The following is a 25,484-nucleotide window of genomic DNA, read 5'->3' as shown; positions in this document are numbered from 1 at the left end:
GCTGCTGATCGAGTGTTCTTGACGGTGCTTGTTTCGTTTCGGGACAAGCGTTACTCTCACCAGACTGTTGATTGGGATCGAAAACTCGGACCATTCTCCCAATGATCTCCCTTTCGGGGGAGTCTCAAAATCTATGACGCGGCGAGTGTCCATCATCCGACGAAAGCCGCCTCCACAATGAGTATGCTGGTAGTATGCTGGACGAATTGCAGGACGAAAACCGAATTGTGTTGACCGGCGTCGGGGTAGCTGCGCCGAACGGGGATTCGCTAGAGGAATACCGATCCGCACTCCTCGCTGGAAAGTCGGGCGTTCAGCCGTTTGAGACTCGCTACATCAAGCAACCAGTGCTCGCAGGAATTTGCCACTTCGACGAGTTTCGATATCAAAAGAAGAAGGAACGTCGACGCGGTACGCGTGCCGGATCGGTCTCGATCTATTGTGCGAACGAAGCCATTCGCGATTCCGGAATCGACTGGGAAAACACTCGTCGGGACCGGGTTGGTGTCTATCTCGGTATCACCGAACATGGAAATGTTGAGACTGAGAACGAGATCTTCGAAATCGCTCAGTTCGACTATGACACAAAAGTCTGGTCACATCATCACAATCCGCGGACGGTGGCCAATAATCCCGCGGGTGAGGTAACGCTCAATCTGAAGATCACCGGGCCGCATCTGACTGTCGGGGCTGCGTGTGCTGCCGGAAACGCCGGTTTCATTCACGCTGTTCAAATGTTGCGGCTGAAAGAAGTCGACCTGGCGATCGCTGGCGGAGTGTCTGAAAGCATCCATACCTTCGGAATTTTTGCGAGTTTCGCGAGTCAGGGAGCCCTCGCCTGGCATGAAGATCCCGCCAAAGCCTGTCGACCGTTTGACGTTAATCGAAACGGAATCATCGTCGCTGAAGGGGGCGGAATCTGCACGCTCGAACGACTTCCCGATGCCATCAAACGCGGAGCGAAGATCTACGGAGAGATTGTCGGCTACGCCATGAATTCCGATGCAACGGACTTCGTCCTTCCGTCAGCGAGTCGACAGTCGGAGTGTATCGCTCTCGCACTCGATAAAGCTCAACTTTCCGCCGACGACATCGATATCGTTTCCAGCCACGCAACAGCGACCGAGCAGGGCGATATTGAGGAGTCACGGGCGTTGAAAGCTGCTTTCGGTGACCGAACCACTTTGGCAATCAATAACACGAAGAGCTTTATCGGCCACGCCATGGGGGCTGCCGGAGCGTTGGAACTGCTTGGGAATTTGCCTGCCTTTCAGGACCGAATTGCCCACGCTACAATCAACCTCGACGAGCAGGACCCAAGGTGCGATCTGCATCAGATTGTGGCGAACCGTCCCCGACACATGGAGAAAGTCGAGTATATTCTGAACAATTCGTTCGGAATGCTCGGGATTAACTCAGTGTTGATCGTAAAAAAATTCCCGGCTGAGCATGGGGGCGTCTTCGAATAGTGTCGACCGTTGAGACGACTTCGAATGTTCGTTTCCGGCTCGGCAAATTCGCCAACGAAGAAGTGATTGAGGAGACAGAACGGAATGACCCCACCGGAAATCCGACAGGTGATCATTGAAATTTTGGAACGGATTGCCCCAGATGAAGACTTGTCCAACCTGGACGATTCCGTCCCGTTCCGCGAGCAGATGGAACTCGACAGCATGGACTTTCTGGACATTGTGATGGAGCTGCGCAAGCTGTATCGAGTTCAGATTCCTGAATCGGATTACGAGCATCTCGCAACAATGGACAGCACCGTCACCTATTTGACACCGTTGCTGAAAGACGCTTAAGGTCGCCGATCGAGATCTTCTGATTGCTTCGACCGATGTCTTGATTGCTGATCGATTTGATACAAACGGGCGACCTTTTGAGGGACGCCCGTTTTTTATCGTCGCGAGGGGCCCGATGTTTCGATGCGCAGTAATGCATGCTTCGATCGTTGCCGAGCGGCTTTGTTCAGCGGGTCGAAATCACGATTTGATTGAGATTCTCAGCGGAAATTGAGATGAACGTCTATCTTCGACTGTGTCGCTTCCCCACGGTGTTTACAGCCATCTCAAACACGCTGGCTGGTTTTCTGATCGCCAATGGGGGATTGGTTCCGCTCACAGACCTCCTGCTGATTCTCGGGAGCACAATCGGAATCTATCTGGCCGGGATGGTCTTTAACGACATCTTCGACATTGAACAGGATCGTGAAGAACGACCGTCACGGCCGATTCCGTCCGGCGCCATCTCACCGCAGGCAGCTTTGAGGTTCGGCGCGATTTTGATGGGAATCGGACTTCTCTGTGCCGCGATTGCAGGTCTTCCAACACTTGTTCTGGCGATTGCGCTGGCTGCTTCTGTTCTCGCTTATGATCGCTACATGAAACGAACGGCGCTGGGACCGGTTTTCATGGGGCTGTGCCGAACGATCAATCTGCTGATGGCAGGCAGTTCAGCGGTCGACTCGGTTCAGGGGGTGTTTCAACAACCGCTGCTCTGGTATGCCGGTGCGATTGGTGTCTATATCGTGGGGGTGACGCTCTTCGCCAAACGTGAAGCAGCCGAAAACTCTCGTGGTCCACTCGCTTTGTCGCTGGCAGTGATTGATGCGGGATTGTGTGCGATTGCGTTCTGGATCGGACGGTTTGCAAGTTCTTTCGGTATCGATCTTCCCGTCGCTGGCGATACCGATCGCGTCTCGATTCTGTTCGTCTGGGGAGTGATTTTTCTCACGATCAACCGGCGAGTGATGAGAGCGATTTCGTTTCCATCTCCGAAGACGATTCAGCCTGCTGTGGGGGTGTTGTTACTGTCGCTCATCGTCATTGATGGCATGGTCATCTTTGGTTTTCTGGGGTCAGCTGCCCTGCCCTATTCTCTGACGATTCTGGCGTTACTCATTCCGGCAGTCGTTGTCAGACGATGGATTCCGATGACGTAATGCGAGGTGCTGAGACGATTCACTGCAAGGTCAGAACGAAGAGGCTTTCGTAGAGCTTAAGTGGCCCGCGGCAGCCTGTCAGTTGGCCGGGCCTGTCTTTGATGCTTCCGCCTGAATCGCCACTTCACGGGCCTGGTTCAGAGACTCTTCGAGCATCGTGACCGAACCTCGCAGCGAAATGACGGACTGAGCGAAGTTGGTGTGCGACGAGATGTCAGGCACCTGCTTGGCAAACTCTTCGACAGCTGCTCGAAATTTTCCGACTTTCTTTCTGAGCATTTTGAAGTAGCCTATCGGATCGTTGACTCGAGTCTCCAGCGCTCGTGACACATCGAAGATTGAGCGGCTGATGTAGGTCAATTCCGGGAAGTCCTCTGCTTCGTCCGAATGGCGAAGAAATGCGCGGACGACCCAAGCGTGCGCCATAGCTTGCTGACACCGGTTGACGAGCTTCGTCAACTCATCGGAACTGTCTGAGATTTCGGCCATCACTCTTCCTCGTCATCGTCGCCATCGGGACGCGAGATTTCATATTTCTTGAGGCGCCGGTCGAGTGTCGTGCGCTCGATCTGCAGGATTCGCGAAGCCTTGGACTTGTTCCAGTCGGTCGCGTTCAAGACCGCCTGAATGTAATAGCGATCGATTTCGTCGAGACTCGTTTCCTGTTGGACAAAGCTTCCGAACAGGTCGACGAGTGGATCAACACTTGTCTCGAGTGCTTCGTTCACGGGTTCGTTGGCTTGCGTTTTCGCTTCGGTTGCTTGTTGGTTCTCGCTGAGGCGAAGGTTTGTCAGGACAACATCATCCGGTTCGAGCACTTCGTTTTCGGACAGAATCACCGCGCGTTCGACGACGTTCCGCAGCTCACGAACATTGCCCGGCCATGAATGGCTTTGGAGCTTGCGAATGGCGGCTGAACCGAATCGTCGGCCTTTGTAGTTGGATTCCGCGGAGAACCGGTCGACGAAGTGCTGCGCGATGGCAGGCAAATCTTCAATGTGTTCTCGCAAAGACGGGACGTGAATTTCAATCACCTGCAAGCGGAAGAATAGGTCGGTTCGAAATGTCCCTTCGCGGACAGCTTCTTCGAGATCCCTGTTGGTGGCGGTTACGACTCGCACATCGACATGAATGGATTCCCCTCCTCCGACGCGTTCGAAGGCTTGTCCTTCCAGAATCCGAAGAAACTTCGCCTGGATTTCCGGGCTCATTTCACCGATCTCGTCGAGAAAGAGTGTCCCCTTGTCAGCCTGTTCAAATTTCCCTGCCCGACGTGTCGACGCTCCGGTGAATGCCCCTTTCTCGTGTCCGAACAGTTCGCTTTCGAGGAGGCTTTCCGTCAGGGCAGCACAGTTCACACAGACAAATGGTTCTTCCCGACGGCGGCTGTTGAAGTGGACAGCACGGGCGACCAGTTCTTTCCCGACGCCGCTCTCTCCGCGAATAAGTACCAGAGCGTCTGTCGGAGCGACACGGCTGATTGAGCGTCTGAGTTCTTCGAGTTTGGGGCCATGGCCTACAAGTTCCGTTTCAGCGCGAAGCTGGTGATGCAGCTCGCTGACTTGCTGTCGGGCTTTCTCAATCCCGGTGGCGAGTTCCTGCTTTTCGAGCAGAGAATTGAGTTGATCGCCCATCTGGTCCGCGACGGCAAGGACGAACTCGAGATCGGTTTGAGTCAGGGCGTGTTCGGTGGTGACACAGTAGAGGTGGAGCAGGCCGAGCAGGTGTCCATCGTGGCGAATCGGAGCACAGATCGCGCTCTCTGCATGAAGCTGTTGAAGGCTCTCCTGGACACCGAGCACGGAATGCGTAGAGATGTTATGGGCCAGCACGGCATCTCCGTCGCTGAGCACGATCTGGCTCAGGTAGCTGGAGAAGGTTGGTTTGGTAGAGTTGCCTGCGACGAACTTCGGGACGAAGTTGGAAGCGTCGGATGTTTGTATTCCATCTTCAGGAAGCAGCACGCCGCCGATTCCCGACTTCGTGAATCGCATGAGCCCGTCGACGACCACCTGGCAGAGTTGCCCAACACTCGAAGCGGATGCGATTTCCCTCGCAATCCGGAACATGGCTGTCGTTCCGTCACCGCGTGCATTGATGCGCTCGACGAAGGGACGGTCGAGCTGGGCTCCGGAAGTGCGCTCGATGATTTCGTATGAGGAATCTGTATCTGAGGGAGACTTGCTGCGTTTGGCTTCTTCTTCGTCGGGGTGGTTGCGGCTGAATCGCAATTCGCATCCACCAATTTGGATGGATTGTCCGAATGAAATTGGGGAGTCGGACACGACCCGTTCCCCGTCGACCGTTACACCGTTGCGGCTTTCGAGATCACGCAGAAACCATGTTCCGCCCCGCAGATAGAGTTCGCAGTGTTCGCGACTGCACTTGGAATCAGGGATGACGATGCGATTTGATTGTGCCCGACCTATCGTCAGTCGCCCGGTCTGAGGAAGCTCGACTGCTTCGAGAAGTGCGTCCCCTCGATAGACTGCGAGATATCCGGGTTGAGCAGGGATGTGATCAACGCGCGTGACTTCAACGTCATCCATTCAGATCTCACTTACAGCGAATCAGTAGTTCTCATCTTTTCGAAGAATTCATTGGATCAATTGTACACGATGAGGAACTGGATCGTAACATGTGGCGGAATAGTTGTTGCGTTTTGCTGCAACGAGAGTTGATCCGCAGCGTCGGTCCATAAAAAACGAAAGCGTCCTTGAAAACGATCCAAGGACGCCTGTCGCCGCACGTCGGAGCAGTAGCGGGCCAAGTTCTGCTGACGCACTGATGCTACTCAAGAGTCATGTAAATGCAGACGGCGTGCCACTCTTGAAAAAGGGCTCAGAATCCCTCTGTTTTGGTCCAAAGTGGCAAGAAAATGCCGTTGGGAGCTTCGTCAGTTGGGGCGGTGTCTCAGAGCGAATCAACGACCGTTTCATTTCGCAAGATCGGATTGAGTCAACCGATGTGCAAGACCTTCGCCAAGCATTGGTCAAAGCAGCTGAGTCTCAGGGCTTTTGATGATTCGTCAAAATAATTGACTTGTGGCGCCGTCTTTGCTACATTTTGCCATCATTATTCCCGTTTATGCCGTGTCACCGGATCGGGACCCTTTTGATAATTCGCTAGCATGCTTTATAGACCCCGCGACACGGATGGCCCACTGACAATCATGTCAGTGGGCTTTTTCATTTGATGGCTCAACTGGCGGGCCTTAGTGCGATGACTTTTTCTCTTCTTGGTCGTCCGGAAGTCGCGCACGCGAGCTCATCTCTCGTCACATGGGTTGAGTCCAAGGGAATGTTGATAGGCCGTCAGAAAGGTCTACTGTTTGAGGCGGACCAGGCCCGGGACGACGTCGGCATCGAGAGCTGCGACTTTACCTTCTTCCAGCAGTTTCCACGCGATGGCAGCCATGGCTGCGTTGTCGGTGCACAAGGAAGGCGGAGCGATGACGATTCTGTAACCGGTTTGAGATGCCAGTTCAGCGAGTCGTTCTCGAAATCGAAGGTTGGCTGCTACTCCTCCGCCGATGCACAAAGTGGTGCGACCGTATCGTTCTGCAGCTTGTCGACACTTGGAGATGAGCACATCGACCACCGCTTCCTGAAAGCTGGCAGCCAGATCAGCGATACGCTGTTCATTAAGATCAGGAACGGGTTCTTTCGAACCGGGTTGGCCTAGCGCGGTGTATCGGATGGCGGTTTTGATTCCGCTGAAGCTGAAGGCCAAGCGTTCGTCTTTGATAAACGTTCTGGGAAATCGAAAGGCCTTGGGATCTCCCTTTTCAGCGACTCGCGAAATGAACGGTCCACCGGGGTACGGGAGACCAAGAATGGCGGCAGCTTTGTCGAAAGCTTCTCCAGCTGCATCGTCGATCGTCGACCCGACCAGTTCAAACTCTGTTGCGGATCGGCAGTCGTAGAGATTGGTGTGACCGCCGCTGACGACCAGTCCCATCGCTGGAAAGATGTCTTCGTCTGCTTCCATCTGACAAGCGAACAGATGAGCGTGAATGTGGTTGACCGTCACAAGAGGGCGATCGGTGACGAGTGCCAACGTCTTTGCCGCAGTGAGTCCGACCAGCAATGAGCCGACAAGTCCGGGCTCGGTCATGACTGCGATTGCGGAGAGATCCTCCAGACTCTTTCCGGATCGAGTCAGTGCTTCGTCGATCACGGGAAGCAGATTTTCAAGATGAGCCCGCGAAGCGATTTCGGGAACAACACCGCCGAAGCGTTGATGCAATTCATCCTGTGTTGCGACCACGCTGCTAAGAACCCGTAATTGGTCGTCGATAATCGCGGCTGCGGTTTCGTCGCAGGAAGATTCCAGTGCGAGTAGAACCTTGGCGTCTGAAGTGGAATTGACCATGTCAGATTCTTGAAGCAATCTCAAAGCGTGAGCGTCAGATAATAGCGGCGTCTCTTCGAACGAAACGGCGGGAACTTGTCCGAAGATTTCTGTCGAGCGACTTCATGCTCCCACGCACGAAAATTCGGGATGGGAGCGAACGCATGAAATCGACTTAACCAGCAAGTTGTTTCGGATGCTGGTAGAACAAGTTGCGGAGAGAAACTTCAGCCTCGTCGGCAGCTTCTTCAGACTCTTCTTCGGAGCCGCTCGCTGCTTTTTCTTCGGCGTTTTCTTGTGTTTCCTCTGGTTCGACGCCCAGTTCGGCCTTCAGATATTCGATGGCTTTTTCGAGTTGAGTGTCCTCGAAAGTGCTTTCGACAGGGTCTTGAGGATCGACGATGTCACGGTCACGGCGATCTTCTTGATACTTGGTCATCTCTTCCATGGAGAATTTGACGAGATACCCGTCATTCGGCATCACACCCCATTCATCGCTTTCTTTGGCGTTGGGGAAGCGGTGAATGTTTTTGCCGCTGGGACGATGGTAGCTGGCTGTGGTCAACTTGAGCTGGCTGTTGCCTTCCTCGAGCTCGATGACATTTTGCACGCTCCCTTTTCCCCAGCTGCGCTCTCCGATCACGACAGCACGGTCGTGATCTTGAAGGCAGGCACTGACGATTTCGCTGGCTGAGGCACTGTAGCGATTGATTAAGATCGCCATGGGGAAACCGGTGAAGGTGCCGAAGCGTTTCGCTGACCAGGAACGCGGACGGCTGTTGCGTCCTTCGGTACTGACGATTCGACCTTCTTCGATGAACAGATCGGAGATGTCGATCGCGGACTGCAACTGTCCTCCGGGATTGAAGCGAAGGTCCAGAATGAAGCCTTTCATATCTTCCTTGCGGAGCGTCTTCAGGGCTTCCCGCAGTTCGCCGGCACTTCGCGAGGTGAAGTGAGTGAGCCGGGCGTATCCGATTTTCAGCTCGTCATCGAACATGAAGTTCCATGAGCCGTCATCGTTGTAGGTGTTTCCCATGACGGTATCGAGTTGAATGAGTTCACGAGTGAGCGTCATCTTCTCGACTTCTCCGGACGAAGCACGACGAACAGCGACCTCGACGCTTTCACCCGGCAATCCACGGAGCAATTCGACAGCTCGGTCCATTTCGCGATTCTTGGGGAAGTCGCGGACAGCTTCTCCGTCGATTTCGACAATGCGATCGCCAGATTTGATTCCGGCACGATACGCAGGGCTTCCGGGAATTGGAGTGGTGATTTCGATGGCTCGCATTTCGTCATCGAAACCGACTCGAATTCCGACTCCACCAAACTCCTGAGTGATCGCTTCGGTGAAGCGTTCGACATCGTCGGGAGAAATGTAGTTCGAATACGGATCGAGTTCGGAAAGCATCCCTCGGACAGCGGCGTCGACGAGTTCGCGTCGATCGACTTCTTTCACGTAGTTGCGATCGATCTGCTGAAACGTGTCGACAAAGACTCTCATCAATTCGTAGTAGTCTTCGTCGGATTCAGCTTGTGCGGAATCGTTGTCTTCGGACTGGGCGTGAGCCATGCCTTGACTGGAAACGGTCGTCAGAAAGATGGCCGCCGTGAGCAGGGCAGAAGTGGCTGCCCAAGTGAAGGATTCCAATCGATGATTCATACTCGTCTCACCTCAACGCCGGATATCAACACAGAAATTCGAACCGAAGTTGATTGCTGATTCTGTGAACTCACTGAAGCCGCTTAGACCAGCGATTGACTGGACACGCTTCCGAGAGTGTGTGAACGCTTATTTCAAATGAACTCATCGATTGTAGAACCGACAAGGGACTCCAACAAGACGATTCCCCGAATCGACGGGCTTGTTTCTATTGTAGTCGATCCGAGGGACTGAATTCTTGAGGCTGATCAGCTTCCGATTTGGAGTCAGCTTTGTTGATCTCGGAGTCTGAAAAACCAGGCTAACGAGCTGAGTCGATGCGATTCTGGAGCGTCTCCAAAGTCTCCTGCAACGCGTACTCCAGGTAAACATCCTGTTCGTAAATTAGCGATTCGACAGCAATTTCGAGTGCTCGTTCATCGTGGAAGAAGCTGAGTGCACGCAGCACTTCGAGGCGGACGCGAGGGTGCTCGTCGTGGATCGCGAGTTGGAGTTTCGATAAGGGATCGTCAATTCGATCCCGCCAATAGCACAGGACTCGCACGGCAGCAGCCCGGACGCGACCATCTGAAGTAGCCAGAACGCGATCGAGTAATGTCTCGTCGATGGCGTCATGATGCTGTTTGACCCACAGGCACTCCAGTAACAGTTTTTGTCCGGAGATTGTTTCCTCCGAAGTATGAGCGACGAGGGTGTCGATTGCGGAAATGACCTCTTGTTTGTCGCGTTGGCCCAATTCGCGTCGAGTCCGGAAGCGGGTGCGGTCTTCGGGTTGCTGGAGTTGATCGAGCAGCTCGGGAGTGGTCATCGCTGCGAGATCTTGTACCTCGAGCAGAGGACGGCCCGCGTAAGTGATCCTCCAGATTCGTCCATGTTGAGTGTCTCGATTGGGATCTCTCAAGCTGTGCTGCATATGACCGACGAGGGGATTGAACCAGTCGAGGACATACAACGCCCCATCGGGTCCAAATTGAAGATCGACAGGTCGAAAGCTGGGATCTGCAGATCGGAAGAGTGGTTCGGCTGGCCGAGCGGAAAACCCTGAGCCTTCTTCTTCGAAGCGGTAGCGAAGCACACCTTGAAAGCCGATGCAGTTGTTCAGGAGGTAATCTCCCTGCATCTCTTCGGGAAACTGCCGACTTGAAACGATTTCGCACCCACAGGTTGGTCTCCATTGCTTGACGAGGAACTCTTTCATCACCGGATGTTTTCGCGGATGAATGAGATCGCCGGAGAAGGCGGCCCCGACGTAGTTGGCTCCACCGGAAGCATCGGCGACGAAGTTCTGCCCCCACTGATCGAAGCAGTGCCCCCAGGGATTGGCGAAGTCGTACGAAACAAAGACGTCCAATTTTTCTCGGATCGGTTCGTACCGAAAGACGGCTGAGTTGGCGACCTGTTGGGGGCCATATGACGTCTCAACCTGGCTGTGATGGAATGTTCCCTCCTGAAAATAGAGTGCTCCGCCCGGTCCGAGTTCGAAAGCACTGATTGCGTGATGAGAGTCGGCGGAATCAAATCCGTGCAGCCTCAATTGATATTCATCAGCAATGTCGTCTTGGTCCATGTCTTTGAGGAACATGAGGTTGGGTTGCTGTGCGACATACGCACCCCCGTGCGCGAGTTCGATGCCGGTCGGGAGGTACAAGCCTTTCGCGAATACGATTTCAGTGTCGGCTTTTCCATCGCGATCTTCATCAGACAGGATGAGGACTTTGTCGTTGGCACGTTCTCCCGGAAGGACCATCGGATATGACGGCATTGTGGTGACGTACATTCTTCCCTGGCTGTCGAACGTGAATTGCACGGGGTTCTGAAGATTCGGAAACTCGACTTCGGATGCCCACAACTCGATCTTCAATCCCTCGGAGAGGAACAAGGATTGAGCTGCCTCTTCGGGAGAAGAGATTGAAATCTCGTTCGTATAATTCGTTTGGATTTCGGCGAGAACGCCTGCTTCCGAGTCATCGATGTCACGGGAGATCGAAGCCCCTTGAGCAACTGCCCAGATCCGTTTGTCTCGACGTTGAGTCATCTCACGCAGTTTGGCGAACTCCGCCGGGAAATTGATCACACCGAACGGATTCTTCCTGCCTCCGTAGATGTAGTATCCATTCACAGCTCGATAGTCGTAGAAGAACTGCTGATTCTTCTCAGCGACTTCTTTTCGCAATGCCTCAAATTCTGAATCCCACGGCGAAGCTGTTCCAAAGAGTTGCTCTTCGAGGATTTCAGAAAGGCGTTGATAGCCTGTTTCATTCAGATGGATTCCGTTGATCGTCCAGGGAGTGGCGGCTTCTTCCATCGCTTGAAGTGTTGGAGTGAAGATGTCGACACATTGCACTCCTTCGGCGGCTGCAATCTTCTGCATCGATTCTGAGTACAGACGAAGGCGTGAGTTGTTCTGAGTCCCGGCATGAATTCCACGTTCAGGCAGATCTTCATTTGCGATCGGTGTCAGCAGAACGACTTCAACTTCGTGAGCTGGCTCGCCCGATTTGTCTTGCAGCTTCGGTTCATACGACCCGCGAGAATAAGTGGTCGAGGGGTATTTCAATTTCTTGAGATCCCGAATGAACTCAGCGAGTTGCATCTCAAAATCTGCGAGCCCAGCTTCACCAGCGAAAGATTCGTTGAATCCAACCATCGCGATAATCACGTTGGGTTGGTGGTCGATGAGGGTGTGCCCGTGATCTTGAAAATCCTGCGATCGCAGTCGCTCGCCGATGGAATCTGCGGACCAGCCCAAGTTACGGACAGTCAGTTCGTGGTTAGGAAAGCGATGGTGCAGCCGGGTTTCGAAGAAGTTGAAATACTGCATGCGTTCAGCAAGCGTATTTCCGAGGATGACCACCTTGTCTCCTTTTTCAAATTCGAGCGGTTCACTCGCCAGGGCTGGGAGGTGAGAGATCGCAACGACAATCAGAAAGAGTGATTTGAGGAAGGCAGACATCGGAGGGGAAGTCTTTCGTATTGTGGTGATCAGAGATTGTGATCAGCAAAACCGCTCTCGTTTGAACAGCGAAGACCAGAATGAAGCGTTTGCGAAGAGACTGGCGAAAGCAGCAGCTTCTCCTCGATCTTGAAAATTCGGATAGCTGATTTTGGCGGGTCGAGTTAGGATTGTAAATTGTGAAGCAATGCGACCGAAGAGTGAGGCAGCCAGTTCGCGAGGGCAATTTTCAAGATGACAAACGATTCTCACTTAGATTCTAGCGAACAAGTGTCGACAGCTTCGGATGAGCTGGTGGAAAAGAATCTGTCTCGACCAGCGATTCCCAGATGGTTGTCGTCTTTGGTCGTGACACTTGCGGTCGCGGGGATGATCTATGTGGTTCAGGAGATGAAAGAAAACTCCCCTGCGACGGATCCGGATGTAGCTGTCATGACTCCTGTCGGCGATGAATTGTCATCAGGACAGACAGGCATTGTCGCACCGGATGTTGAGAAGCCGATCAGAATGGGTGACCTCGTCGGCACATGGATTCTTGATGATGGAATTCGTCGAGTGATTACGATGCAGTCCGACGGAACTGCGCGAATGAAAGTCAACTTCGATTTCCTGACCGCTTTGCGATACGGAAGCGAGTTAATTCTGGAGCTGAACTGGTCGCTGGAAGAGAACATCCTCAAGCAGACCATCGTCGACGGAAAACCTGAAGCGGGGCGAAAGACTCTTGTTTCTGATTTTGGAAGTTCCGCAGCTTATCGAGTTCTGAAAATGGAACAGGGTAAGCTCTATCTGGAAGAGCTCGGAAAGCAGCCCGATTCTTACACGTGGTCACGATCTGAAGATGAATCGCTTTGATTCGGACGTTTCAGGAATCGCATGATCACCGGCCATCCGATCCAGTAGCTGGCGACAATTGTTAGGACACCGACGAGAATCATGTGGTCAGCGAAGTTTGTCAGCCCATGCTGAATGTGGAACAGTAACAATGAGATGGCGACGCAGACGATTGAATAGATCACATTGCCCTGCCCGCTGTATCCGAACAGTCCCAGGACGCCAGCATCGAGTCGACCGAAGACAAAATGCGGGATCGCATTTGCAGCAAACAGGCCGATTAGAAAGTCCATCCACATTCTCAATCTGCTCTTTCGTTGTTGAGTGACCCCGCACGCGAACGTCGGTCCTCTTCCCAGCTTGGAAGTGGTTTCTCAGTATTCAGCGGAACGATCTCAGCGGTGCGGGTTGAGGTGTCGAGGAGAGCGACGGTGGGGTTGTTGAATGTCCATCCAGAAGTTTCGCCCGGATTGATGACGAGTCTTCCGTTGGCATCGTGCTCGATCGATGGCCGATGTGTATGACCGTGCACGGCGATGTCGTAATCTTCCTCGCAATTCCGTAGCTGACTTGGCATATGCGCCAGCAGCACCCGGGTTCCATCTTCTAAATTGTAGAGCGCTGGAGGTTCCCGCAGTTCCCCGATGACTTTGAAACCGCCCATCAATCCGGTCCGGTTTCCTTCGTTGTCTCCGAAGCAGGCATAAACCTTCGCATTTAACTGTCTGAGTGGAGGAACTGCGAAGGTTGATACGAGATCACCAGCGAAGAGGATGCAATCAACTTCCAATTCGTTGAACAACGCGACCACACGTCTGATGTTGTCGAGATGGTCATGTGTGTCGGCAAAGATTCCAACTCTCATCGATTGAGTTCCTTCTCTATCATTTCGAAACTTCGAGTGCGCGCGTCAAACAGAATGGGAACTCGTTCGGGAAAGAGCGACGTCAGTGACTCAGCCTCTGCGGCATCTCTAATTCTCGCAACGAGTACCGGTCCGTCGAGAGAAGGAGGGTTGGTCACATAATCCATGCTGCGGTCACTCTCATCCGGAATGATGAAGACGATCGCAGGCGATTCGTCGCGAAAGACTTCGATCTGTTGCCGAAACTCTGCATAGAGCTCACGAGGATATCGGACTTCTGCCACTCCGCGATCCAGCGTCGCTGGCCAGACAGGTTTGATAGTCACCAGATTCACCAGAATAGAAGTTCCCAGAAACATCATCCAGCAGATGCATACGAGACGGTGAGAACTCAGCGAACGATTGCTCCAAAGTCGGCGAGTTGTTTCTGCGACAATCAGTATCCACAGCGCAGCCGTTTCGAAGACGTAGTGCCAACCGAAAATTCCGGAAAACCAGTAGGGGATGTGAGCGACATGCAAGCTGACGACTGCGAGAAAGATCAGCCACCATCGTCGGTCACCTGAACGCATCGTCAACAAAAAAATGATCAGCGATGCGAGAATCGGAATGATTCCAAGAGTCCATCGCCAGCTGTTTTGTATGCGCGTGAATACGTTTTTCAGTGCCAATTGGGGAGTCAGATTCTCGGCCCATTGATCATAGTTTTCGAGGACCTTTGGCCCAAGGGCCTGTTCACCCCGCACAACATTATTAAAACCGTACACATGTCGCGGTGTATAAATGTCCGTGTAGAGTTGATACGGGCTGGTCCAGAGACTTCCGGTGATTTGCTGATTCTGAGTCAGCACAACAGCAAACCCGATCAGCAACGGGATACCGAGACCGATCGTTCGGAAGCTGCGCTGTCGGAATGTTAGATGGTTTTCCTCTGAGTTTCTGATCCCCCAGTTTCCGCGAATCCACCACCAGAAAAAGAGGATTCCGAAAGGCAGTCCAAACCCAGCTGCGGTCATCGGTCGGCAAATCATTGCAAACGACAGCCCCGTTCCAGCAACCCACGACATCGTCAGGCAGTCTGTTCGGATCATTCTCACAAACGCCCATAAGAATATTGTGAGCCCGACAAGCGTGGGATGATGAGCCAAGAGGAGGTTGCTGAAGAGAATCATGCCTGGAGAAAGTGCAAACAGGAGCCCTGCCAGTAGACCGGTTCCTGAGTTTGCCAACTCGCGACCGGTCCAGAAGATCATGACTGCGGCGAAGGTCTGAGCGAGGAGATGGGCAAACCACTCATCGCTCACCAGCATTCCCAGACTGATCCAGGCACCTGTTCCGGGAAAATATCGGCTCGCGAATTGACCCTCGTTCAAGACATGCATCTGATTGAAAATCTTTGCATGCTCCGGAAAACTCGGAAAGCTCCATCGTCCATTCAGGAAGGTCTCTGCCTGCAGAACGTAGCTGTATTCGTCGTGATAGGCAGGTGGTAGTCCCTCGAATTCGTGGCTTGTCCGAATTGCCATGAGGAACGCCACCGATCCGACGACGAGAGAGAGTCCCCAAGCCATGATGAGGTGAGGTTTTTCGTCCCGAGGCGACTCACTCCAACTGGCTAGTTCGCGAGTTGAAGAAGCCCTGTTCAGAAAGTTGCCGCCGCCGAAATAGCAGAGTGGAAACAGGACAAGGAATGGAAGAAACGGGAGCCAGTCCGGTTCGCGACCGCTCAACCAGCCGCCGAATCTCGCTTGTCGCTCGACGGCGTTCCCCCAGACGGGAAGCTCATTCCAGAGCAGCACAACTGCGCATGTCACGTATGCCATGCAGAGGGCCATTTTGAATGAGAGGCGAGATCGTGTTGGTGATGCCGGATTGAGATTCTGGTTCGGATTCACAGCGAAACAGTAAGTTCGAGAGTGGTTTGTTTTTGTTGTCGTCAGAATCGTCTATCCTCAGAGACCAGACAACAACGGTCCGCTACGTTTTTCCTGTAAATCTTCAGAGTCCATCGAAAGTCGCCATCATGCTTCCAGGAATCAAACTCTTTAACATGTCAGGTCGAACAGCTATCGTAACCGGTGGATCCAAAGGACTTGGAAAGGCGATGGCTGCGGGACTGGCTTCCGCAGGTGCGAATGTCGTTCTCGTCAGCAGACACATTGACGAGGCCAATGAAGCTGCTGAAGAAATCTCGAAAGAGTTCAGTGTGCAAGCGAAGGGCGTTTCTGCTGACGTGACCAAAATGTCGGAAATCGACGCTCTCGTCAAAGAGACCGTCTCGGAATTCGGAAGCGTCGATGTTCTGATCAACAGCGCTGGAATCAATATTCGCGGATCGATTGAAGACCTGACGCTGGAACAGTTTCAGGAAGTTCAAAACATCAACGTGAACGGAATCTGGATCTGCTGCAAGTCGGTCATCCCTCATATGAAGAAAGCGGGATACGGGCGGATCATCAACATGGCCAGTACTCTCGGGCTGGTCGGGCTCGCGAATCGAACTCCTTACACGTCGAGCAAAGGGGCGGTTGTGCAAATGACGCGAGCTCTCGGCCTGGAGCTGGCACCGACCGGAATCACGTGCAACGCCATCTGTCCGGGTCCATTTCTGACGCCGATGAACGAACCGATTGCTGACAGCGAAGAGGCCAAGAAGTTTATTGTGGGCGCTGTGGCAATGAATCGCTGGGGAAACCTGGAAGAGATTCAGGGGGCGGCCATTTTCCTCGCGAGCGATGCTTCCAGCTACGTTACCGGCAGCCTCGTGACTGTTGATGGTGGTTGGACAGCTCGATAACTCACGGTGTGTTGTCATCGGCGTCGTGAAATAATCTCATTGAAGGCTTCTTGAAGAAACAGCATTATGAACATCAATCTTGCGGGTCGGACCGCAGTCGTGACCGGTGCGAGCAGCGGAATTGGACGAGCGACAGCCATTGCTTTGTCCCGTGCGGGTGCAAGGGTTTTTGCAGGCGACGTGCAGCTTCGTGCCGAGACTTCCAGCGAGTTTGAGAGCCTCGGGATTCATGAACGAATCTGTGATGTCCAAAAGCTCGACCAGCTTTCGCAGCTCATTGACGAAGCAGCTGAGTCGACCCGTCGACTTGATATCCTCGTGAACAATGCGGGGATCATCATGGTCAAACAGGTTCCGGAGGTGTCGGAGGAGGACTGGGATCGGTGCCTCGACACCAACTTGAAGGCTGCGTTTTTCGGGACGAAGTTTGCGATTCCGCACTTTCGCAAAACGGGTGGCGGATCGGTGATCAACACCGCCAGTAACGCCGGGCTTCTGCCACGTGCACATGACCCGGTTTATTCCATCAGTAAGATGGCACTGGTGGGGCTGACAAAGAGCCTCGCATTGTGTCATTCAGTCGACAGGATTCGTGTGAATTGCGTCTGCCCGGGCCCGGTCGGAGAGACTGAGATCATGGAAGAGGGTCTTCGCGATCATCAGGATCGTTCCAAGGCAGAGAAGATGTTCATCGATGCCAGTCCGTTGGCTCGAGCGCATGAGCGGATGATTTCTCCGGCAGAGATCGCAGAATCGATTCTGTATCTCGCGAGTGATGCCGCTGCGATGGTGACGGGAACATCGATCGCGATCGACGGAGGAAAGTCGCTGGGTGTTCCTCCTCAGTCATAATGCGAAGCTGTGATTATCTGAGCGGTGTCAGTTCGAGTTCATCGAGATAGAGAACGCCGGTGGCACCGTTCAGGCCAGCTTGCAGAATGGCTTCTCGTGCATCTCTCGGAACGTCGATCGCTCGAGAGAATTCTTTCCAGTCAGCTTGATCAGCGAGCCACGGTCCCATAGTCACGCGGTCGATGGGAATGCGTTTCGAGTCGAAGAAGTAAATCGTGATTCCCGGCAACTCACGCGTCGACTGACCGGGACGAATGTTCTGGGATTTCATCGCCCATGAGAGGTTAACTCTGGGAACTTGCGATCCATCGATGGGGAGTCCTTGAAGGATATGCGCCATTCGGCCCGGTTCATTGTTCTCGAACCGCAGAGCTTTTTCCCCGCGAAAGGCATCTTCGCTGAGTGAGGAGCGGCGCTGATAGTGCCAGCTGTCTGCCAGGCCGTCGTCGTTGCTGTCGATTTCGAATCCGGTATTCGCCAGCGTTGGATTCAGCGGATCGGGTTTGACCTTCCGTAGTTCTTCCATCTGACCAGTCATCGGGACGAAGAGCGTGGGGATCAGTTCTGTCTGTTTGAGTTCCCCATCGACTTTTTCGAACAGATGAAAGACTTGTTGGTAGCGTTCACCGAGTGGGACGATCATGCGTCCCCCTTCTTTCAGTTGTTCGATCAGCGGTTGTGGAACGTTTTCGGGTGAGCAAGTGACGATAATCTTGTCGAATGGGGCGTGTTCCGGCCAACCTTGGTATCCATCACCGATCAAGCAGTGGACGTTTTCGTATTCGAGCCGCTTGAGCAGCCGTTGCGTTCGTTCGCCCAACGGCTCGACAATCTCAATCGTGTAGACTTCGTCGACAAGTCCAGACAGAACGGCTGCCTGATATCCGCTGCCGGTTCCGATTTCGAGCACTTTATCTTCGGGCTGAGGATCGAGCGTTTCCGTCATGTAAGCGACAATGAACGGGGGCGAGATCGTCTGCTTGAAACCGATATCGAGTGCCTGATCGAAGTAGGCTAATCGGCGATGTTCGGGCTTCACGAAGAGATGTCGGGGAACGTTTCTCATGACTTCGACAACGCGAGGGTTTTCCACACCCTCAGCCACGATGAATTCTTCGACCATGCGTTCCCGGTCTGCCGAATATCGATCGCGACCCTGAGCATGCAGAGCTTCAGGAGCGGTGATGAGAGTTGTCAAAGTGATCAGACAGATCAGAGCATCCGTGCGGTACATAGCGTCCCTCTGCCGAGCGTGGCTGCGAACTCGCGAAACGAAAACGGAATGAGTCAAGACAAGCGATCAATGTAACACGATTGTCGTATTGAGTGCAGACGAATGTGCCGCGATTGCAGGTGATTCGTGCTCAGTCGCGAGTTTGAATGAGCTGCAGTGCGACGCGGAGTGCCTCTTTCATCCCGCCTGAGTCGACCTGATTCGTCCAAGCGATGTCGTAAGCGGTTCCGTGGCTGGGGCTCGTGCGGACGATGGGTAAACCGAGTGTGACGTTAACCGCCTTCTGAAAGCCGACCAGCTTTAAAGCGATATGTCCCTGATCGTGATACATGGCCACGACCCCATCGAAACGGCCAGCGACTGCGCGTTGAAGAAGAGTATCCGCCGGGAATGGACCGTTCGCATTAATTCCCTTCCCTTGGCTGGCTTCAACGGCGGGAGCGATGATTTCGATTTCTTCTCTTCCGAACAGTCCCGATTCTCCTCCATGTGGATTGAGTGCACAGACTCCAATTCGAGGTTCGGAAGCACCAACTCGCTTCAGGAATCCGTGGATCAGTTCAATTTTCTCGGAGATTGCCGATTGGGAGATCAGCCCCGGGACGCTGGCGACTGAGGTATGAAGCGTGACGTGAGCGACGCCCAATCCGAATTCGGAGCGGACGATTTCCCCCTGCGGTAAGTAAAGCATCATCGCGAAATCTGTCACGCCACAGCGTTCGGCGAGGATTTCTGTATGACCTGGATAGTGATGGCCAGCAAGGTGGAGCGCTGCTTTGCTGAGTGGAGCGGTGACGATTCCGTCGATGATCCTGGACTTGGCCGCTTCCGTCGCTGCGACGAGCCAATCATATGCCGCTGCCCCGGATTGGGCGTTGATGGTTCCATCCTGAACTTGCGACAGATCAGCCTGTGAAGGATTCCAGCACGCAGCGACACGTGTTCCGTCCGCGGAGACGCTGCGTTGTTTTGCTTCCTCAATCGATTTGCACTCGATGATCGGAGTCGTCGATCCAACGAGATTGGATGCACGTTCGAGACGCTGCGAGTCACCGACGACAATCAGATGTGCGGGAAGAGCAGCTGTCTCTGGGCTGGCCAACACTCCCGCGATGACCTCCGGTCCCACTCCTGCAGGATCGCCCATCGTGAGGGCGACATATGGCAACTTCGCGGCATCCATGATCGGTCGAGCACTTTCAGAGGGTCAGTCGAAGCATTCGACCTCTGTCAGAGGCAGACCTTTTTGATCTTTGGCGGACAGGATCGGCTCCAAATCGTTCGGCCACTCGATTCCAACTGTGGAGTCGTTCCAGATTAGTGACCGTTCGTGCTCTGGATGATACAGGTCCGTACACTTGTAGAGAACCTCTGCAGTTTCGGAGAGAACCAGGAATCCGTGAGCAAATCCGGGAGGAACGTACAGCGCGTGTCGATTCTCGGATGAAAGCGTGGCTCCGACCCATTTCCCGAAGTGGGGTGAGCTCTTTCGAACGTCGACAGCTACGTCAAAAATCTCTCCCTGCAGGGCCATGACCAGCTTCCCCTGCGGATGCTGAATCTGATAGTGCAGCCCTCTCAGGACTCCTTTTTGAGATCGGGACATATTGTCCTGAACGAATGCGTCCGGGATTCCCCCTTCGCTGAACTTCCCCTGATGGTACAATTCCAGAAAGAAACCGCGTTCATCGCCGAAGACTTTCGGTTTCACAAGCTTAACGCCTGGCAGATCCGTTTCGACAAATTCCATGGTCTGTCATTTCTCTCAATAAGGATGAATTCGAAGGGCCGCATTTTGACTGACCCTTCCGAACCGATACAACGGCAGATTCGGCATTGTTTGCAGTGAAATCACAGAATCGGGAGAAGAATCGTGGCAACCGTTTTTATCCCGACGTCCCTTCGCTCGCTGTCCGGAGGAGTTCGATCCATCGACACGGACGCTGGAAATGTCCGGGAAGTCATCGATCAACTGGAAGCTCAATTTCCGGGAATGCGAGACCGACTTTGTGAGAATGGCGGTCTCAAGAAAGGGATCGCGGTTGCGATCGATTCGCGAGTTTGCAGCCACGGATTGCTCGAACAGGTTCCCCCCGATAGCGAAGTGCACTTTGTTCCCGGTGTGTCAGGCGGGTGATCACTTGTGGTGGAGATTTCCCGTATTGCGAATGCGGAAGTCGTTCTTCAGTCAATGTTTAGGAATTCAGGTCGTGCGGGGAGCGGACGTTTCGTCCGCGGTTTTCGGGAACGCACTGACGAAAAGCATTAGACACTCGAGCGCTCTTTGTCGTATAGTTCGGTAATCCCTCCTTTGTTTTGACTTGAATCGCTCCCTGAGCCCCGCCCAGTTCAAGTCCCTATTGATTCTCAGGTGCATTCTTGAAGATCCAAGATCTCTACAGTGATCGAGATTCTTGCAACGCTTTGATTGTAAGCCCGCCATGTTTTCGTTCAGAAGCGTGTTCGCGGACATTCTCTACCTTGTCAGTTCACTTTGCCCTGCTCTTTGCGTTTGCATTCGGAATTGGGGCTGGGAGCTTCCAGAGTTCAACTTGCTTGGCTGCCGATTCGCCGCTTCAGCCGATTGCTGAACGAGACTTCAAGGCCGAGATTCTTCCATTCTTCCAGACATACTGCTCGGACTGTCACAGTTCCGGTTATCAAGAGGGCGACTTCGGTCTTCACCGCTATGCAGAGGAAGAAGCGCTCAAGCAAGACCGCGGAATCTGGACCAAAGTTCTGCACTTAGTGAAGCTGGGTGCGATGCCTCCTTCCGAGGTTGATCAGCCAAACGAAGAAGATCGAAAGAAAGTCGTCGAGTGGCTGGAACATCAGCTGTTTTACGTGGATTGCAGTCAACAGCATGAGCCGGGCCGCGTGACTGTTCGTCGGCTGAACCGGTTAGAATACGACAATACGGTTCGCGACCTCTTGGGTGTCGACTTTCATCCGTCTGACGACTTTCCTTCCGATGACGTTGGATATGGATTCGACAATATTGGTGATGTTCTCTCGGTTCCGCCGCTGTTGATCGAGAAGTATCTGAACGCTGCCGAACAGGTCGTCGAACAAGCTATCCCAACGCATCATCCCGACTACGTTTTCGTCGAGATGACCGGAGACCGTCTCAAGAAAGAAGGGTCGGTGAATGGATCGGATGGTGGCTGGAAAGTCATGCCATCTCGCGGGACGGTTATCGCTGAATTCGACTTGAAAGCACCCGGTCGATATCAAATTCTGATCGAAGCCAAAGCCGATCAAGCTGGTTCTGACCAAGCCAAAATGGAAATTCATGTTGATGAGAAATCGCTGCGGACTGTCGAGATCGAAGGACATCGAAAGTCGAACGACTTCTCATTCGAAATTCGATCACGGGCTGGGAAGAAAGTCGTCTCGGCAACGTTCTTGAACGATTTTTACGATGCTGAAGCAGACGGCCGAAAGGATCGAAATCTGTACGTTCGCAATATCACGATCGAGGGGCCACTCGATATGAACGCTGATATTCGAAAGGACTATCCGCTGATTGGAACTATGCCCTCTCGGTCACGATCGGTTCGACAGGCAGCGACGGAAAATTTGCGAGACTTTCTTCCGCGAGCGTTTCGGCGACCTGTGACGACGGCAGAAATTCAGCGGTACGCTGAATTCGCTCAGCTGGCGACTGACAGAAATGAAGGCTTTGAACGAGCGATGCAGATCGCCGTTCAGGCGGTGCTGGTCTCTCCTGAGTTTTTATTCCGAGTCGAGTCTTCCGAGCAGATTGGAAATGGAGTCGAACAGCTCGACGACTACGCGCTCGCTTCGCGATTGTCGTATTTCTTGTGGAGCAGCCTCCCCGATGACGAACTCTTCGAACTCGCGAAACAAAAGCGACTCCGCGATCCGAATGTTCTGAAGAAACAAACGGAACGAATGCTTAAAGATCCGAAGTCGAAAGCTCTCATTGAGAGTTTCTCGGGACAATGGCTCGGCCTGCGTCGGTTGGCCACTGATGAAGTCGCCCCGGATCCGAAGCTGTTTCCGGAATTCGATGAACAACTCCGATCCGACATGTGGAAAGAGACGGAATTGTTCTTCGGCGCGGTCGTGAATGAGAACCGAAGCATCTACGACTTGTTGAACGGACGGTACACGTTCCTCAACGAACGACTGGCAAAGCTCTACGGCATCGAAGGGATTCAGGGAGAAGACTTCCGAAAGGTCCAGTTCAAGAATGAGCCGCGGCTCGGAGTGCTGACCAATCCCAGCATCCTGACTTTGACGAGCTATCCGAATCGAACGTCACCAGTGAAGCGGGGACAATGGGTGCTTGAGAATCTGCTCAACGATCCTCCGCCTGATCCACCTCCCAGCGTACCGACTCTCGAAGAAGCAGCACCCGAGAATTTGAAACTTTCTTTTCGTGAGCAACTCGAACTGCATCGACAAGATCCCGGTTGTGCATCGTGTCATGTGTTGATGGATGGAATCGGATTCGGTCTGGAAAATTTCGATCCGATCGGTCGTTGGCGAACTAAAGACGGAGAGTTTCCGGTCGATGCTTCGGGTGAGCTCCCCAGTGGGGAATCGTTCCGCGGACCGGAAGAACTGGTCGGAATTTTGAATCGTAGAAAAGAACAGTTCGGTCGCTGTTTGACTGAAAAGCTGTTGACGTATGCCATTGGTCGAGGAGTCGAGTATTATGACCGATGTGCCGTCGACGAAATCTTAAATCAACTGGAAGAAGACGATCGCTTCTCAGCCCTGGTGCTGCAGATTGTGAAGTCAACACCTTTCCAGATGAGAAGAAGTACCACTACCCAGACGATCACTCGTAAATGAACACCGAGGTACTGAGATGAACACTCTTTCACGACGAACGATGATCCAAGGTCTTGGCGTCACGCTTGGCTTGCCAATTCTCGATGCAATGGTTCCGTCTCAAGCCTGGGCAGCTCCAGAGATGCTCGCTGGCAATCGCATGGGGTTTGTCTTCTTCCCCAACGGGGCCATCATGAAGGACTGGACTCCAGGTCAGGTCGGGGCTCAGTTTGACTTGCCACGCACACTCAAACCACTCGCCGCACATCAGAAAGATTTGCTCGTCTTGACCGGATTGGCTCAGGATAAAGCTCGAGCAAATGGTGATGGAGGCGGAGACCACGCCAGAAATTCGGCCGCGTTCTTGACCGGTTCACAGCCGCGAAAAACCGATGGAGCAGACATTCACGTGGGAGTTTCGGTCGACCAGATCGCTGCAAGTCAGATTGGTCATCAGACGAAACTTCCATCACTCGAAGTCGGAATTGACGCCGGTCGCCAAGCAGGCCGCTGCGATTCCGGCTACAGCTGTGCTTACCAGTCGAACATCTCTTGGAAGACTCCAACGACTCCGGTCGCCAAAGAAGTGCAGCCCAAACTGGCCTTCGAGCGACTCTTTGGTCGGGGAGAAGATCACAAAGCAGTCCAGGAGCGAAACTTCTATCGCAAGAGTATTCTTGACTTTGTGAGTGCTGACTCGAAGAAACTGAAGAATCGACTCGGTGCGAACGATCAGCGGAAGCTCGACGAGTACTTCACAAGTGTTCGCGAGATCGAACAGCGGATCGAACGTTCAGAAGATCAGGCGAGTCGAGCGCGTCCTGATTTGGACATCCCTGACGGCGTGCCTTCCGATTGGGCAGAGCACGTGCGACTGATGTACGACTTGATTGTTCTCTCTTTCCAGACAGATACAACCCGAGTCTTTACGTTCATGTTGGCCAACTCCGGAAGCAATCGAACGTTCAAAGAGTTGGGAGTCAACGGTGGCCATCACCAGTTGTCGCATCACCGCAACGAAGAGGAAAAAGTTGCTCAGCTGCAGAAGATCGACGAGTACTCAGTGAAGCAGTTTTCCTACTTCCTCGACAAACTGAAGAGCGTGAAAGAAGGCGACGGAACGTTGTTGGATCACTCGATGGTGCTCTACGGTTCCGCTCTGAGTGATGCCAACCGACATCGCCATGAAGATCTGCCGATTTTGGTCGCTGGTCGAGGCAATGGAACGATTCAGACCGGTCGACATGTGCGGTATGAAGAAGAGACTCCGATGAACAATTTGTTCCTGTCCATGCTTGATCGAATGAACGTGAAAGTCGATCAACTCGGCGACAGCACTGGCCGCGTGACCCAATTGGACGGCTAGAGCAAGTTGCTCTTTCCTGTGCACTCGCTCGTGCTGTTTCAGCAAGTAAAATGGCCCTGTGTACGCGTGCGAGAGAGTGCAAACCAAATCTGAAGAAGCTCTCATCGCGAAGACTATTTAAGGGCGATCCTTGCCAACAGGGATCGCCCTTTTTTCATTGACCGCGTTGAGAATTCTGTCAGCGAAGTTGAGTCTTTTGAGGACGTCGCTGATTCGACCTGTGGCTGCGGAAGCAGCGAGTGCTCGGGTCTACCAGCGCTGTGATGAGAAAACTGCTTCAAACGGAAGTCGTTGTCTCTTCAGCCATCGGCGCAGAGTATTCGCGAGCGAGTTGACCGACGACTGCGAGAAAGATCATTCAGATTTCGAGGTGACCGTAGAGTCCTAAGAGTGACTTCCCGCCAAGTGTGGCAGGTTTTCTTCGAGCCATTCCAGATAGCGTTCGGTGATTCCGGACCAATCGAGGTTCTGCGACTGATCTTCTCGAATCATTTCCATAGTGATGGCCCAGTCACGCATCGCGAGCGGACGTCGCCGAGTCTCCAGCACGAACGAGTAAAGAAAGTGATGGTCGACCAATGACATGTTGGTGACTCGTGTCATCACCAGCGACTCAATCTTTCCACTCAATTCGGACGATTTCGTCGAACTTGAGGATCGATGGTCTGCAGTAACGTTCGACTTTGCGTTCACGACCCGGCCCCTGGTGGTGATAGTGTCGATGGAGATCAAGTTTTCAGACAACGCAAGATCCATCGTCGTTGCATTCGTGACTTCAATGGGAGCGCACAATTCCCGTTCTCCAATTCAAGTAGTC

The 25,484-nt window shown here is 53.2% G+C and carries 21 protein-coding genes; 9 read left to right on the top strand and 12 right to left on the bottom strand.

From position 1 onward, the window contains the following. The first annotated feature begins 194 nt into the window (after window positions 1–194). From AB1L42_RS04685 to AB1L42_RS04675, 3 genes are all read left to right on the top strand, one after another. The gene (locus tag AB1L42_RS04685) at window positions 195–1,469 is read left to right on the top strand and encodes a beta-ketoacyl-[acyl-carrier-protein] synthase family protein (RefSeq protein WP_367051831.1); all 1,275 of its coding nucleotides are present in this window, start codon (window positions 195–197) and stop codon (window positions 1,467–1,469) included. Window positions 1,470–1,553: 84 nt separating this feature from the next. Continuing rightward, window positions 1,554–1,805 (top strand): acyl carrier protein, encoded by a 252-nt coding sequence (locus AB1L42_RS04680; protein ID WP_367051828.1) that lies wholly within the window; start codon window positions 1,554–1,556, stop codon window positions 1,803–1,805. A 215-nt stretch (window positions 1,806–2,020) separates the two neighbouring features. Continuing rightward, window positions 2,021–2,944 (top strand): UbiA family prenyltransferase, encoded by a 924-nt coding sequence (locus AB1L42_RS04675; RefSeq protein ID WP_367051825.1) that lies wholly within the window; start codon window positions 2,021–2,023, stop codon window positions 2,942–2,944. 78 nt (window positions 2,945–3,022) lie between these two features. Here AB1L42_RS04675 and AB1L42_RS04670 read toward each other — a convergent pair whose 3' ends face one another. The 5 genes from AB1L42_RS04670 to AB1L42_RS04650 all read right to left on the bottom strand — a co-directional run bounded on the left by AB1L42_RS04670 (window position 3,023) and on the right by AB1L42_RS04650 (window position 11,916). Continuing rightward, window positions 3,023–3,433, bottom strand: a complete 411-nt coding sequence (locus tag AB1L42_RS04670; RefSeq protein WP_367051822.1) for an amidohydrolase — start codon at window positions 3,431–3,433, stop codon at window positions 3,023–3,025. Continuing rightward, window positions 3,433–5,493, bottom strand: coding sequence for a sigma 54-interacting transcriptional regulator (locus AB1L42_RS04665; protein ID WP_367051818.1), 2,061 nt, complete (start codon window positions 5,491–5,493; stop codon window positions 3,433–3,435). The genes AB1L42_RS04670 and AB1L42_RS04665 overlap by 1 nt, the downstream gene beginning before the upstream one ends. Before the next feature lie 775 nt (window positions 5,494–6,268). Beyond that, window positions 6,269–7,318, bottom strand: coding sequence for a tRNA (adenosine(37)-N6)-threonylcarbamoyltransferase complex transferase subunit TsaD (gene tsaD / locus AB1L42_RS04660; protein WP_367051814.1), 1,050 nt, complete (start codon window positions 7,316–7,318; stop codon window positions 6,269–6,271). A 154-nt stretch (window positions 7,319–7,472) separates the two neighbouring features. Beyond that, entirely contained in the window at window positions 7,473–8,963 is a 1,491-nt protein-coding gene (locus AB1L42_RS04655; RefSeq protein WP_367051811.1) for a S41 family peptidase, read from the bottom strand. A 301-nt stretch (window positions 8,964–9,264) separates the two neighbouring features. Further along, window positions 9,265–11,916, bottom strand: a complete 2,652-nt coding sequence (locus AB1L42_RS04650) for a PVC-type heme-binding CxxCH protein (protein WP_367051808.1) — start codon at window positions 11,914–11,916, stop codon at window positions 9,265–9,267. 234 nt (window positions 11,917–12,150) lie between these two features. On the opposite strand from AB1L42_RS04650, the gene AB1L42_RS04645 reads away from it, so the two are divergent. Next, window positions 12,151–12,771: a hypothetical protein gene (locus tag AB1L42_RS04645; RefSeq protein ID WP_367051805.1), complete on the top strand. Its 621-nt coding sequence runs from the start codon at window positions 12,151–12,153 to the stop codon at window positions 12,769–12,771. Here AB1L42_RS04645 and AB1L42_RS04640 read toward each other — a convergent pair. From AB1L42_RS04640 to AB1L42_RS04630, 3 genes are read right to left on the bottom strand one after another with little or no spacing between them, the layout of a single operon-like run. Next, window positions 12,735–13,043, bottom strand: a complete 309-nt coding sequence (locus tag AB1L42_RS04640) for a hypothetical protein (protein WP_367051802.1) — start codon at window positions 13,041–13,043, stop codon at window positions 12,735–12,737. The genes AB1L42_RS04645 and AB1L42_RS04640 overlap by 37 nt on opposite strands. An 8-nt stretch (window positions 13,044–13,051) precedes the next feature. After that, window positions 13,052–13,615 (bottom strand): metallophosphoesterase, encoded by a 564-nt coding sequence (locus AB1L42_RS04635; RefSeq protein ID WP_367051798.1) that lies wholly within the window; start codon window positions 13,613–13,615, stop codon window positions 13,052–13,054. Further along, on the bottom strand, window positions 13,612–15,438 hold the full coding sequence (locus AB1L42_RS04630) for a hypothetical protein (protein WP_367051795.1): 1,827 nt from the start codon (window positions 15,436–15,438) through the stop codon (window positions 13,612–13,614). The genes AB1L42_RS04635 and AB1L42_RS04630 overlap by 4 nt, the downstream gene beginning before the upstream one ends. A 200-nt stretch (window positions 15,439–15,638) precedes the next feature. Between AB1L42_RS04630 and AB1L42_RS04625 the strand changes: the two genes are divergently transcribed. Together AB1L42_RS04625 and AB1L42_RS04620 are read left to right on the top strand one after the other, a co-directional pair. After that, window positions 15,639–16,412 (top strand): SDR family NAD(P)-dependent oxidoreductase, encoded by a 774-nt coding sequence (locus AB1L42_RS04625; protein WP_367051792.1) that lies wholly within the window; start codon window positions 15,639–15,641, stop codon window positions 16,410–16,412. A gap of 66 nt (window positions 16,413–16,478) precedes the next feature. Continuing rightward, window positions 16,479–17,264 carry an SDR family oxidoreductase gene (locus AB1L42_RS04620; protein WP_367051789.1) on the top strand — a complete coding sequence of 262 codons (786 nt, stop codon included), beginning with the start codon at window positions 16,479–16,481 and terminating at the stop codon, window positions 17,262–17,264. Between the two features lie 13 nt (window positions 17,265–17,277). Here the strand turns inward: AB1L42_RS04620 and AB1L42_RS04615 are convergent, their stop codons facing one another. The 3 genes from AB1L42_RS04615 to rfbC form a co-directional block, all read right to left on the bottom strand. After that, window positions 17,278–18,498: a protein-L-isoaspartate(D-aspartate) O-methyltransferase gene (locus AB1L42_RS04615; RefSeq protein WP_367051786.1), complete on the bottom strand. Its 1,221-nt coding sequence runs from the start codon at window positions 18,496–18,498 to the stop codon at window positions 17,278–17,280. Window positions 18,499–18,628: 130 nt separating this feature from the next. Continuing rightward, the gene (gene pdxA, locus AB1L42_RS04610) at window positions 18,629–19,681 is read right to left on the bottom strand and encodes a 4-hydroxythreonine-4-phosphate dehydrogenase PdxA (RefSeq protein WP_367051783.1); all 1,053 of its coding nucleotides are present in this window, start codon (window positions 19,679–19,681) and stop codon (window positions 18,629–18,631) included. 24 nt (window positions 19,682–19,705) lie between these two features. Then, a complete protein-coding gene (gene rfbC, locus AB1L42_RS04605) occupies window positions 19,706–20,248 on the bottom strand; it encodes a dTDP-4-dehydrorhamnose 3,5-epimerase (RefSeq protein ID WP_367051780.1) in 543 nt (180 codons plus the stop codon). Window positions 20,249–20,371: 123 nt separating this feature from the next. On the opposite strand from rfbC, the gene AB1L42_RS04600 reads away from it, so the two are divergent. The 3 genes from AB1L42_RS04600 (at window position 20,372) to AB1L42_RS04590 (ending at window position 24,667) form a co-directional block, all read left to right on the top strand. Further along, window positions 20,372–20,635 carry a MoaD/ThiS family protein gene (locus AB1L42_RS04600; protein WP_367051777.1) on the top strand — a complete coding sequence of 88 codons (264 nt, stop codon included), beginning with the start codon at window positions 20,372–20,374 and terminating at the stop codon, window positions 20,633–20,635. 344 nt (window positions 20,636–20,979) lie between these two features. Continuing rightward, the gene (locus tag AB1L42_RS04595; RefSeq protein WP_367051774.1) at window positions 20,980–23,322 is read left to right on the top strand and encodes a DUF1592 domain-containing protein; all 2,343 of its coding nucleotides are present in this window, start codon (window positions 20,980–20,982) and stop codon (window positions 23,320–23,322) included. 16 nt (window positions 23,323–23,338) lie between these two features. After that, the gene (locus AB1L42_RS04590) at window positions 23,339–24,667 is read left to right on the top strand and encodes a DUF1552 domain-containing protein (protein WP_367051771.1); all 1,329 of its coding nucleotides are present in this window, start codon (window positions 23,339–23,341) and stop codon (window positions 24,665–24,667) included. Window positions 24,668–25,051: 384 nt separating this feature from the next. Here AB1L42_RS04590 and AB1L42_RS04585 read toward each other — a convergent pair whose 3' ends face one another. Then, entirely contained in the window at window positions 25,052–25,270 is a 219-nt protein-coding gene (locus AB1L42_RS04585) for a hypothetical protein (RefSeq protein WP_367051768.1), read from the bottom strand. Window positions 25,271–25,484 lie beyond the last annotated feature (214 nt).

Source organism: Thalassoglobus sp. JC818 (assembly GCF_040717535.1).
Lineage (GTDB): Bacteria > Planctomycetota > Planctomycetia > Planctomycetales > Planctomycetaceae > Thalassoglobus.
The sequence above is the reverse complement of the archived record's forward strand: the minus strand, read 5'-3'. Positions and strand labels throughout refer to the sequence as shown.